The organism is Streptomyces sp. NPDC004788 (genome assembly GCF_053601115.1).
The window spans coordinates 95,400-107,256 of record NZ_JBSGBF010000003.1 but is presented as its reverse complement, the minus strand read 5'-3'; the positions used below and the strand labels follow the sequence as shown (position 1 = coordinate 107,256).

The 11,857-nt window shown below is 71.0% G+C and carries 10 protein-coding genes; 7 read left to right on the top strand and 3 right to left on the bottom strand.

The features are described 5' to 3' along the window. The first annotated feature begins 55 nt into the window (after positions 1–55). The 6 genes from ACWEJX_RS02630 (at position 56) to ACWEJX_RS02605 (ending at position 6,773) form a co-directional block, all read left to right on the top strand. A complete protein-coding gene (locus ACWEJX_RS02630; RefSeq protein ID WP_451605708.1) occupies positions 56–514 on the top strand; it encodes a helix-turn-helix domain-containing protein in 459 nt (152 codons plus the stop codon). Between the two features lie 515 nt (positions 515–1,029). Further along, on the top strand, positions 1,030–1,401 hold the full coding sequence (rpsL, locus tag ACWEJX_RS02625; protein WP_003948652.1) for a 30S ribosomal protein S12: 372 nt from the start codon (positions 1,030–1,032) through the stop codon (positions 1,399–1,401). 2 nt (positions 1,402–1,403) lie between these two features. Then, entirely contained in the window at positions 1,404–1,874 is a 471-nt protein-coding gene (rpsG, locus tag ACWEJX_RS02620) for a 30S ribosomal protein S7 (protein ID WP_389204802.1), read from the top strand. Between the two features lie 39 nt (positions 1,875–1,913). Beyond that, positions 1,914–4,040: an elongation factor G gene (gene fusA, locus ACWEJX_RS02615; protein ID WP_403795440.1), complete on the top strand. Its 2,127-nt coding sequence runs from the start codon at positions 1,914–1,916 to the stop codon at positions 4,038–4,040. A gap of 158 nt (positions 4,041–4,198) precedes the next feature. Next, complete coding sequence (gene tuf, locus ACWEJX_RS02610; protein ID WP_365754583.1) at positions 4,199–5,392, top strand: elongation factor Tu; 1,194 nt, start codon at positions 4,199–4,201, stop codon at positions 5,390–5,392. Positions 5,393–5,522: 130 nt separating this feature from the next. Beyond that, complete coding sequence (locus ACWEJX_RS02605; protein WP_451605707.1) at positions 5,523–6,773, top strand: N-acetylmuramoyl-L-alanine amidase; 1,251 nt, start codon at positions 5,523–5,525, stop codon at positions 6,771–6,773. A 194-nt stretch (positions 6,774–6,967) separates the two neighbouring features. Here the strand turns inward: ACWEJX_RS02605 and ACWEJX_RS02600 are convergent, their stop codons facing one another. Together ACWEJX_RS02600 and ACWEJX_RS02595 are read right to left on the bottom strand one after the other, a co-directional pair. Next, positions 6,968–8,974 (bottom strand): PIG-L family deacetylase, encoded by a 2,007-nt coding sequence (locus ACWEJX_RS02600; protein WP_451605706.1) that lies wholly within the window; start codon positions 8,972–8,974, stop codon positions 6,968–6,970. 76 nt (positions 8,975–9,050) lie between these two features. Further along, the gene (locus ACWEJX_RS02595; protein ID WP_451605705.1) at positions 9,051–9,845 is read right to left on the bottom strand and encodes an RNA repair domain-containing protein; all 795 of its coding nucleotides are present in this window, start codon (positions 9,843–9,845) and stop codon (positions 9,051–9,053) included. A 139-nt stretch (positions 9,846–9,984) separates the two neighbouring features. Between ACWEJX_RS02595 and ACWEJX_RS02590 the strand changes: the two genes are divergently transcribed. After that, positions 9,985–11,172 (top strand): hypothetical protein, encoded by a 1,188-nt coding sequence (locus ACWEJX_RS02590; RefSeq protein WP_451605704.1) that lies wholly within the window; start codon positions 9,985–9,987, stop codon positions 11,170–11,172. Here the strand turns inward: ACWEJX_RS02590 and ACWEJX_RS02585 are convergent. After that, a complete protein-coding gene (locus ACWEJX_RS02585) occupies positions 11,159–11,857 on the bottom strand; it encodes a toxin glutamine deamidase domain-containing protein (RefSeq protein ID WP_451605703.1) in 699 nt (232 codons plus the stop codon). The two genes, ACWEJX_RS02590 and ACWEJX_RS02585, sit on opposite strands and share 14 nt — an antisense overlap.

Here is an 11,857-nt window from a genome sequence, read left to right as displayed (position 1 = left end):
AGCACGCTAAAGTAAGGGGCCCGAAGGGTGGGGGAATAAACAGGGAGCGGTACAGATGAGCACTCAAGGGCTCGACGAGTTCGCGGCATGGGTCGAAGGCCTGATGCGCGCGCGCGGTTACGACATCGACAGCCCCCGTGGCGGGGGCAAGTCGCGGATCGCGGACGAGGCGGGCGTGCACCGCGCGGCCGTGACGCGACTGCTGCAGCGGCAGAGCATGCCCGACCTGGAGACCATGCGCAGGATCGCCCCGCTCCTCGGGGTGTCCGTCCGCGACATGCTGATCCGGTCGGGCCGGGTGACCCCGGAAGAGCTTCCGGTCGCCGCCGACCTGCTGCCGCCGAGCGACTGGCAGCCGACCATGGAGGACTTCGCGCGCTGGCTCGGGGTCCCCGACGAGCGCATGGACGTCTTCGTCAAGGTCGTGCACCAGTTCCTGGAGCCCGAGCCGGCCGACGCCGGTGACGGACGGGCCGTGGCCGCCGCCGAGGCGCGCCGCGCCGCGCAGGACTGACCCGCAGGGCCGACCTGCGCGCCGCGCCGCGCGGGACCGACCCGCAGGACTGACCCGCAGGACTGACCCGCAGGACTGACCCGCAGGGCCGACCTGCGGTCCCGGACCCGACGTCCGGGACGGTGCCGGTCTCCGGGCATCGCACCCCTCCGCGTACCCTTCCCGCACAACACTCCGCATCCCGCCCGTACCCGGCCGCGGCCCTCCGGAAGTCTTCCCGGACCGGCCCCGGCCCCGCCTCGGACCGGCTTCTCCCCTGTCGCCCGGCCCGTCGTGCGCGTGGGCATTTGTTTTGACCGGAGTGCATGCGATAGGTACGCTCATGCCTTGTGCCTGGGGTGTGCCCGGAGCCGTGTGCGTGTCCTCAACCGCACTGGGTCTCCGAGACCGGCCACCGCGATCAGCGCCCTTTTCCGCCCTCGGCGGAGGTTCGCGCGATCCGACACACCCGACCGCGTGGGTCGGCGAAGTTCCAGGTTAGTTTTACCGAACGGCACACAGAAACCGGAGAAGTAGTGCCTACGATCCAGCAGCTGGTCCGTAAGGGCCGGCAGGACAAGGTCGAGAAGAACAAGACGCCCGCACTCGAGGGTTCCCCTCAGCGCCGCGGCGTCTGCACGCGTGTGTTCACGACCACCCCGAAGAAGCCGAACTCGGCCCTCCGTAAGGTCGCGCGTGTGCGTCTGACCTCGGGCATCGAGGTCACGGCCTACATTCCGGGTGAGGGACACAACCTGCAGGAGCACTCCATCGTGCTCGTGCGTGGTGGCCGTGTGAAGGACCTGCCGGGTGTTCGTTACAAGATCATCCGCGGTTCGCTCGACACCCAGGGTGTCAAGAACCGCAAGCAGGCTCGCAGCCGCTACGGCGCCAAGAAGGAGAAGTAAGAATGCCTCGTAAGGGCCCCGCCCCGAAGCGCCCGGTCATCATCGACCCGGTCTACGGTTCTCCTCTTGTCACGTCGCTGATCAACAAGATCCTGCTGGACGGCAAGCGCTCCACCGCCGAGCGCATCGTCTACGGCGCCATGGAGGGCCTCCGCGAGAAGACCGGTGCTGACCCGGTCGTCACGCTGAAGCGCGCGCTCGAGAACGTCAAGCCGTCCCTCGAGGTCAAGTCCCGCCGTGTCGGTGGCGCCACCTACCAGGTGCCGATCGAGGTCAAGCCCGGTCGCGCGTCCACCCTGGCGCTGCGCTGGCTGGTCGGTTACTCCCGCGCCCGTCGCGAGAAGACCATGACCGAGCGCCTCATGAACGAGCTCCTCGACGCCTCGAACGGCCTCGGTGCTTCGGTCAAGAAGCGCGAGGACACGCACAAGATGGCCGAGTCCAACAAGGCCTTCGCGCACTACCGCTGGTAGTCGCAACCCACATCGAGACCGAGAGAAGACTGAAGCCTTATGGCTACCACTTCGCTTGACCTGGCCAAGGTGCGCAACATCGGCATCATGGCCCACATCGACGCGGGCAAGACGACCACCACCGAGCGGATCCTGTTCTACACCGGTGTCTCGTACAAGATCGGTGAGGTCCACGACGGCGCTGCCACGATGGACTGGATGGAGCAGGAGCAGGAGCGTGGCATCACGATCACCTCTGCTGCCACCACCTGCCACTGGCCGCTCGAGGACGTCGACCACACGATCAACATCATCGACACGCCGGGCCACGTCGACTTCACCGTCGAGGTGGAGCGTTCGCTGCGCGTGCTCGACGGTGCTGTGACGGTGTTCGACGGCGTGGCCGGCGTCGAGCCGCAGTCCGAGACCGTTTGGCGTCAGGCGGACCGCTACGGCGTTCCGCGCATCTGCTTCGTCAACAAGCTCGACCGCACCGGTGCCGAGTTCTTCCGCTGCGTCGACATGATCGTGGACCGCCTCGGCGCGACCCCGATCGTCATGCAGCTCCCGATCGGTGCCGAGGCCGACTTCCAGGGCGTCGTCGACCTCGTCCGCATGAAGGCTCTTGTCTGGTCCGCCGAGGCCACCAAGGGTGAGATGTACGACGTCGTCGACATCCCGGACACCCACACCGAGCTCGCCGAGGAGTACCGCGGCAAGCTGGTCGAGGCCGTCGCCGAGAACGACGAAGAGATCATGGAGCTCTTCCTCGAGGGCGTCGAGCCCACCGAGGAGCAGCTGTACGCGGCCATCCGCCGCATCACGATCGCTTCCGGCAACCCGGACAACACCACGGTCACCCCGGTGTTCTGTGGCACCGCGTTCAAGAACAAGGGCGTCCAGCCCCTGCTCGACGCGGTCGTGCGCTACCTCCCCTCCCCGCTTGACATCGAGGCCATCGAGGGCCACGCGGTCAACGACCCGGAGGAGGTCGTCAAGCGCAAGCCGTCCGACGACGAGCCGCTGTCGGCCCTCGCGTTCAAGATCATGAGCGACCCGCACCTGGGCAAGCTCACCTTCGTCCGCGTGTACTCCGGCCGCCTCGACTCCGGTTCTTCTGTCCTCAACTCCGTTAAGGGCAAGAAGGAGCGCATCGGCAAGATCTACCGCATGCACGCGAACAAGCGTGAGGAGATCGACTCGGTGGGCGCCGGCGACATCATCGCCGTGATGGGTCTCAAGCAGACCACCACCGGTGAGACGCTCTGTGACGACAAGAACCCGGTCATCCTGGAGTCCATGGACTTCCCGGCCCCGGTCATCCAGGTCGCCATCGAGCCGAAGTCCAAGGGCGACCAGGAGAAGCTGGGTGTCGCCATCCAGCGTCTCGCGGAGGAGGACCCCTCCTTCCAGGTCCACTCGGACGAGGAGACCGGCCAGACCATCATCGGCGGTATGGGCGAGCTGCACCTCGAGGTGCTGGTCGACCGCATGCGCCGTGAGTTCAAGGTCGAGGCCAACGTCGGCAAGCCGCAGGTGGCCTACCGCGAGACGATCCGCAAGGCCGTCGAGCGCGTGGACTACACGCACAAGAAGCAGACCGGTGGTACGGGCCAGTTCGCCAAGGTCCAGATCGGCATCGAGCCGATCGAGGGCGGCGAGACCTCGTACGAGTTCGTGAACAAGGTCACCGGTGGCCGCATCCCGAAGGAGTACATCCCTTCGGTCGACGCGGGTGCCCAGGAGGCCATGCAGTTCGGCATCCTCGCCGGTTACGAGATGACCGGCGTCCGTGTGATCCTGCACGACGGTGCCTACCACGAGGTCGACTCCTCCGAGCTCGCCTTCAAGATCGCCGGCTCGCAGGCCTTCAAGGAGGCCGCGCGCAAGGCTTCCCCCGTGCTCCTTGAGCCGATGATGGCCGTCGAGGTCACCACGCCCGAGGACTACATGGGCGAGGTCATCGGCGACATCAACTCCCGCCGTGGCCAGATCCAGGCCATGGAGGAGCGTCACGGTGCCCGCATCGTGAAGGGCCTCGTGCCCCTGTCGGAGATGTTCGGCTACGTCGGCGACCTCCGCAGCAAGACCTCGGGTCGCGCAAGCTACTCGATGCAGTTCGACTCCTACGCCGAGGTTCCGCGGAACGTCGCCGAGGAGATCATCGCGAAGGCCAAGGGCGAGTAACGCACCGCGTTTAACGCACCGCGTTCACACGCTTTAGGCTTGACACCGACCGTCGGGGGTCGGCCCGCAAGGGAAGACCCCCGCGGGCGGCACCCCAGCAAAGATCACCTGGCGCCGATGAACCAAGGCGTACAGAACCACTCCACAGGAGGACCCCAGTGGCGAAGGCGAAGTTCGAGCGGACTAAGCCGCACGTCAACATCGGCACCATCGGTCACATTGACCACGGTAAGACGACCCTCACGGCCGCCATTACCAAGGTGCTGCACGACGCGTACCCGGACCTGAACGAGGCCTCGGCCTTCGACCAGATCGACAAGGCTCCCGAGGAGCGCCAGCGCGGTATCACGATCTCGATCGCGCACGTCGAGTACCAGACCGAGTCGCGTCACTACGCCCACGTCGACTGCCCGGGTCACGCGGACTACATCAAGAACATGATCACCGGTGCCGCGCAGATGGACGGCGCCATCCTCGTGGTCGCCGCCACCGACGGCCCGATGCCGCAGACCAAGGAGCACGTGCTCCTGGCCCGCCAGGTCGGCGTTCCGTACATCGTCGTCGCCCTGAACAAGGCCGACATGGTGGACGACGAGGAGATCCTCGAGCTCGTCGAGCTCGAGGTCCGTGAGCTCCTCACCGAGTACGAGTTCCCGGGCGACGACCTGCCGGTCGTCCGCGTCTCCGCGCTCAAGGCCCTCGAGGGCGACAAGGAGTGGGGCGAGAAGCTCCTCGGCCTCATGAAGGCCGTGGACGAGTCCATCCCGCAGCCCGAGCGTGACGTCGACAAGCCGTTCCTGATGCCGATCGAGGACGTCTTCACGATCACCGGTCGTGGCACCGTCGTCACCGGTCGTATCGAGCGTGGTGTCCTCAAGGTCAACGAGACCGTCGACATCATCGGCATCAAGACCGAGAAGACCACCACCACGGTCACCGGCATCGAGATGTTCCGCAAGCTGCTCGACGAGGGCCAGGCCGGTGAGAACGTCGGTCTGCTCCTCCGTGGCATCAAGCGCGAGGACGTCGAGCGCGGCCAGGTCATCATCAAGCCCGGTTCGGTCACCCCGCACACCGAGTTCGAGGCCCAGGCCTACATCCTGTCGAAGGACGAGGGTGGCCGTCACACCCCGTTCTTCAACAACTACCGCCCGCAGTTCTACTTCCGTACCACGGACGTGACCGGCGTCGTGACCCTCCCCGAGGGCACCGAGATGGTCATGCCGGGCGACAACACCTCCATGAGCGTCGCGCTGATCCAGCCCGTCGCCATGGAGGAGGGCCTCAAGTTCGCCATCCGTGAGGGTGGTCGTACCGTCGGCGCCGGCCAGGTCGTCAAGATCACGAAGTAAGGTTCCTCGCGAACGTTACGGTCTGACCTGGTAGCTCGTTGAGCTGCTGCGAGGGCCCCGTACCACTTCGGTGGTACGGGGCCCTCCGCGTTTTCCGGGTATGGGACTGAGATGGGTGCGCCGTACGGCGATGGGTACGGCCCTGGGGGCCGTGGCGGTGTTCGGCCTGCAGGCAGCCGCCAGCGGGGCCGGCGGCCACGACCGGGGCGAGGAGCTGCACCGGCTCGCGCTGACCGACCTGGGCGGCGGTGAGGCCGTGCTCAGCCGGCGGACCACCGAGCCCTTCGCGCTGCTCGGAGTGACCTGGAGCGATCCGTACGCGGAGCTCGACGGCCGGATCGAGGTGCGCACCCGGGACGCCGACGACGGCGAGTGGTCCGACTGGATCGCGCTCGAACCGCACCCGGCGGACCTGGACGGCCGGCGTCCGGGCGCGCCGGGTTCCACCGAGCCCGTGTGGGTGGGCGCCTCGGACGGCGCGGAGGTGCGGATCAGCGCCGGCGACGGTGACGGTGACGGCGGTGGCTGGGGCGGTGACGGCCGTGCCGGCGGCGGCGGTGGTGGTCGCGACGGTGACGGCGGCGGGGGTGTCCCGGGCCGGCTGCCGGCGGGGCTCACGCTGAACATGATCGACCCGGGCGGCGCCGGGCCCGCGGACCTCGGCGCCGGACCGGCCGCCTTCGCGGCCGCCGCCTTCACGGCCCCTGCCCGCGCGGACGGCCCGCCTCCGCCCTCCAGCGCCCCGCGCCCGGAGATCGTCAGCCGCGCCGAATGGGGCGGCGAGGAGATCGAGGAGAAGACGCCGGAGCCGGCGCAGTACCTGCCGGGCGGCCGGATCAAGGCCGCGTTCGTGCACCACACGACGAGCGCGGAGTACGACTGCGCCGAGTCGGCGAGCGTCGTGCGGAGCATCCTCGACTACCACGTCGACGTCGAGAAGTGGCGCGACATCGGCTACAACTTCCTCGTCGACAAGTGCGGCACGGTCTTCGAGGGCCGCAAGGGCGGCATCGACCAGCCGGTCCTCGGCGCCCACACCTACGGCTGGAACACCGAGTCGACGGGCGTCGCCTTCATCGGCGACTTCACCGCGCGGTCCGCGCCGGACGCGGCGCTCGCGGCGGCGGCGCGGGTGATCGCGTACAAGCTCGGGCAGTACGGGGTCGACCCGCGGGGCCGGGTCCGGCTGACGGCGGGCGCGACGCAGAAGAACTACTTCGGCGAGGCCTTCGAGCTCGGGCAGGTCTACGAGTTCAACGCCGTCTCCGGCCACCGCGACGGCTTCGCGACCGAGTGCCCGGGCAACAGCCTCTACCCGCAGCTGCCCGGGATCCGGGACCGCGCGGCCGGCGGCGGGGGAGTCCTCGGCCTCCTCGACTGACGGCGGCAGGCGCGGAGTCGGCGGTCATCGACTGACGGCGGCAGGCGCGGAGTCGGCGGTCATCGCGGGCGCCACGCCCACGGCCGGGCGTCCGCCCCGAGCCCGACCACCGTGCCGGCCCCGTGTGGCGCCCGGTCGCCGGCTGGAACCAGCCAGTCGGGTACGCCTGACGCCGGTACGAGGCTCGTCGAAGCTCATCGCGGGCGCCACGCCCACGGCCGGGCGTCCGCCCCGAGCCCGACCACCGTGCCGGCGCCGTACAGCGCCGGATCCCCGGCCGGGACCGTCCCCTGGGTACGGACGAAGAGCGTGCGCGCGCGGCGCAGCTGGATCCGGCCGTGCAGATCGCGGCCGAGCAGCACCGGGTCCGGGCCGGGGCCCGGGGCGGCGACGAGGTCGCCGTAGCCGTCGAAGGCGGCCGCCGCGCCCGGCGTGGCGCGCAGCCGGCCCTCGGCGGGGGCGCGGTAGAAGACCTGGACGCCGTCCGGGCCCGCCGCGGGAACCGCCGCGACCGGGTCACCGGCGAGGGGGAGCGGGGCCGCGGGACGGCCGTCCACCCAGTGCTGTACGCCCGTCCGGCCCGCCGCCAGCAGGTGCACCCGGCCGCGCGTGTCGACCAGGGCCGTCAGTCCGTCCTGGACCTCCTCCTGAGCCGGCAGGTCCCGCCACGGGCCCCAGCCGCCGTCGGCGGACCGGACGCGGGTGGAGACGCCCTTCTCCGCGTTCCGCACGAAGAGGTGGACCCGCCCGTCCGGGGCGGCCACCGCCACCGGAGAACCGATTCTCCGGCCCCGGTCGTCGTCCCGCTCCGGATTGCCGAGACCCCGCCAGGCCAGGAAGGGCCCGCCGGCGGAGCGCTGTTCCAGGAGCACCAGCTCGCGCCGGTTGGCGCCACCACGCCCTTCCAGCGCCGCGAACCGCACGCCGAAGAGCAGCAGCCGCCCGTCGCCGAGCACCGCCGAGCCCAGCGCCGGCACCAGCGGCCCGCCGCCCAGGTCCTCGGGCTCGCCCCACACCCCGGAGTGCGGCGCGGTCTCCCGCCAGCGGACCGCGCGCAGGCCCAGCACGCCGTACGCGGCGAGCCGGCCGCCCGGCTCCTCGGCGAGCGCCGGACGGGCACCGGGCCAGCGGTGGTGGGTGGCGCGCACCCAGCCCTTGCGGTTGGTGAGCGGCCGGTCGCCGCCCTGCCCGTAGTCGCCGCAGCCGCCCGGGTTGCCGCAGCGCCAGGCCGGGTCGCCGCCGTACGGGACGAGATGCGCGGCCTTCTCCTTCAGGACCTGCGGCGGCAGGTTCTTCGGCCAGTGGCGGTTGTAGTAGCCGCGGAAGCCGGTCGTGGTGAACGCCGGCACCGGCCCGCCGTCCGCCGTGGCGTCGGCGACCCAGCGCAGCAGCGCCGCCCAGGTGAAGCAGGCGACGGCGGTGTGGTCGCCGTGGTCGGAGTAGCCGGGCTGCTCGCTGTTGCGGTTGGCGGAGGCGACGTCGCCGGTCTGGATGTCCGGATCCGGGTCGAGGGTGTGCACGACGGTCGGCCGGTACGCGGCGAGCAGCCCGGCCAGGACCTCGATGAGCTGCTCGTGGTCGTAGGTGTCGGCGCGGGTGACGGGGGAGCCGGCGGACAGATGCGTGCGCAGCTCCAGGGCTCGGTCCTGCCACAGCGCGGGCACGGCCATGTAGTGGCGCGGGGTGTGCATGGGCAGATTCAGGAAGACCAGCTCGACCCGGCGCCCGGCGTGCTCCAGGACGTCGAGCTCGGCGTGCCGCCCGCCCACCAGCGCGACGGTCCGCCGGTCCCAGGCGGTGAACCTGTCCAGGCCGAGCGCCTCCGCGTACGCCTGCCGCAGGCCCTGGTGGCGCGCCGAGGAGTAGGCGGCCTTGTCGGGCTTGGCCTGCGGCATGCCCGGCAGCCCGTTCTTGCCGATGTGCTCGCCCGCCGTCACGTACACGGAGACCAGCGGCACCCCGGCGTCGAGCAGCCGCTGGGAATCCGGGTTCATGAAGTACAGGTCGTCGTCCGGGTGCGCGGCGAACTGCATGAGCAGCGCCCGCCGGCCCGTCGCGATCGGCCGGCCCGGCGCCGGGTCGGCGGACCGGGTGGTCCGTGGCGGCTGGGGTACGGAGCAACCGGCGACGGTCGCGACGGCCGCTCCCGCGAGGGCCGCTCCCGCGAGTACGGTGCGCCGCGCCACTCTTCTGCTGTCCACCGGTCCTGTGTCCCCCGTGTGCGTGTTCCGTGCCGAGCTCGTGCGCCTGGCTAGACGGATTTTCGGGGTCAGGGGTTCAACCCGCTGCGGAGGCTCCGCCGAGCGGCACCGTGGCACGCACCCGCATGGGCTCGTCGCCGCGCCGGGCGAGCAGCACCAGCTCGTCCACGCGGACGCTCGCCGTCCCCAGCAGGTCCGCGCACTCGGCGGCGAGGACGGCCGGTGTACGGGAGCGGCCGAGCGACAGGTGCGGGGTGAAGGCCCGGGTGTCGACGCAGAGCGGGAAGCGCTCCTCCAGGGCCTCCCGCATTCGCAGCCAGGGTTCGTTTCCCGCCGCGGCCGGGTCGAGCCAGACCGTGGCGTCCGTACGGTGCCGGAACCAGCGCACGCCCTGCAGCCGGGCGCGGAACGGCTCCACGGTCCGCAGCGCGGCCGCGACCAGCGGGATCGCCTGCAGGAACGCGGACTCGGGCACGAACCCGTACACCACGTTGACGTGCGGCGGCCAGCGGCGGATCTGCCGGTCGTGCACCCGCCGGATGTCCTGGATCGCCGGCCACAGCCAGTCCGGCGGCAGCCAGGCGACGGCGGTCCGGTACGTGGGCGCGGCGGCGAGCACGTCCGCGTGCACCCGGCCGGCCGCCGAGTCGTCGAGCCGGTCGACGTGGGCCGCCCGGTCCCAGACGACCTCCCCGTCCGCCTCGAAGAACACCACCCGGTGCCACGGGATCTCGCCGCCGGGCACGAAGTCGACCAGATCGACGCGGGTCGGCGCGGCGCCGCCGCGCTCGGCGATCCCCATGACGAAGCGCTCGGCGTCGAGGCGCGGATCCCAGAGCACCCGGTGGTAGACCTCGTCGCTGGTGCGCATACTCCGGGTCTGCCCGGATTCGACCGGTCACGAACTGATCAAGAGCCTCTGACCTGGGTTTTCCGCCCGTCCGGCGGTGTGAGAGCGTCCGCTTCGCAGTACGCGGTACGCGGTACGCAGCACAGGGGTGGGACGCAGCATGAGCGACAAGCCGTCGGACAAGCCGTCGGTCTCCGACGAGGAATGGGCCTCGTTCGTCGAGAGCGCGCGCGAGCAGGGCCTCGGCACGGAGGAGCAGTCGAAGGCGCTGCGCAAGGTCAAGCCGAAGAAGCCCCCGAAGGCGCCGAAGCCTCCAGAGGCTTCGAAGCGGCAGGAACCGGTCGGCTGGCGCACCGGCCCCGCCTGGCAGGAGATGAACGGCCGCGCCGCCCGCAAGCGCCGCGTCAAGGGCGTCCTGGGCATCGTCCTGGCGGCGGCGGTGGCGGTCGTCGCCGTACGCCCGCAGCTGCTCACCGGCGTCCTGCCGGACGGCGTGACCTCGGCGCTGCCGAGCAGCTGGACCGACCACCCCGACGACACCACCCCGCTCGCCGCGGAGACCGCCCGCCCCACGGCCGCGCCGGACGAGGTCGACCCGCACCGCCCGACCCTGAAGGAGCCCTTCAAGGGCTCCCCGGCCCTGCGCTGGGCGGACGGCGCGGCGGGCATCGAGCTGCCAGAGGAGGTGAAGGCGACGGGCTGGATGTCGCAGAAGCAGGTCGCGGACGCCCTTCAGCTCTCCAAGGACTTCCTCGTGGCGTCGAACCTGGACCCGGCGGTGCTGAAGGGCGGCATGCCGAGCAAGGCGCTGGAGCTGGTCGACCAGAAGTACGGGAACATCCGATCCGAGTTGGAGCAGGCACTGGCCCGGCCCACCGAGCAGCACGACCCCACGAGCATCTTCAGCCGGTTCGACCCGACCGAGGTGCGGGTCGTGGGCTCCGTGGTGAAGACCCGGGGGCGGATGAGCGTGGAGAAGGGCACGGGCGAGGAAAGCGGGCAGGTGCTCGTCCACACGGACTACACCTTCGTCTACCCGGTCGTGAAGGCGCGGCCGGGGGCCGACGCGGTGGAGCGGACGATCGTCCGGCGAGTGATCACGTTCGGGTTCGTCGATCCGGCGAGGTTCCGGGTCACCCGGGGCAAACTGGGCATGAACGGCTGGAACGCGAACTTCGGCAACGTCGACTGCGAACGTCAGCGCAAGGGCTTCCTCCGGCCCGACTTCGCCGAGGACCGCGCCGCCCTGCCGGCCCCGGGCCGGTCGGGCCCGCTGGTCGACCCGTACGACCGGACCAAGAGGCTCGACGAGCTGCCGCACGAGTGCGGCACCGTCACGCGCAGCTGACCCCGCGGCGGAGGAGGACCAGCTCGCGCACGTGGGTGGTGTCCAGCACGGCCAAGGAGGCCGTGACGCCGTCCAGGAGGACGACCCGGCCGTTGTTGTTGTGGGCGTAGACGAGGTTGCCGGTCGCCTCGTGACCGCCGATCTCGCGACGGACCCACACCAGGCCCCGGGTGTCGGGGCCCGGTGCGCGTACGGCCCTGATCACGTCGTTCCAGTCCTCGACGGGCAGCCGCGTGAAGCCCTGGAAGTACCGGCGGTGCAGCCTGTCCCACCAGCCGGGCGCCTCATGCGCGGGACGCCAGGGCGAGGCGACCGCCGGGTGCCCGTCGAGCGCGGAGTGCAGGGCGGCCGCGCAGCCGCGCGCGTTGACGCGGCGGGCCTGGTTCCGGACGCGGGCCGAGGTCTCGCGTGCGGGGGCCGGCTCCAGGTCCGCCAGCGGGGCGCTGGACGCGGGGTGGAACGGGGAGCTCCCGTCCTTGGGCACGACGAGCGAGGCCGCGAGCATGGGCGTGCGCGGGTAGCCGGGCTGCGGGAGGGCCCGGCAGGACATCAGCCACGCCGCGTCCGTCTCGTGCACCGGCCGCGGCACGGCGAGCTCGACGAGCCCGCCGTAGACCGCGCGGAGCCAGGCGGCCGCCTGGTGGGCGGGGTGGGGCCGGCCCGACGCGGGCCGGTGTTCCTCCAT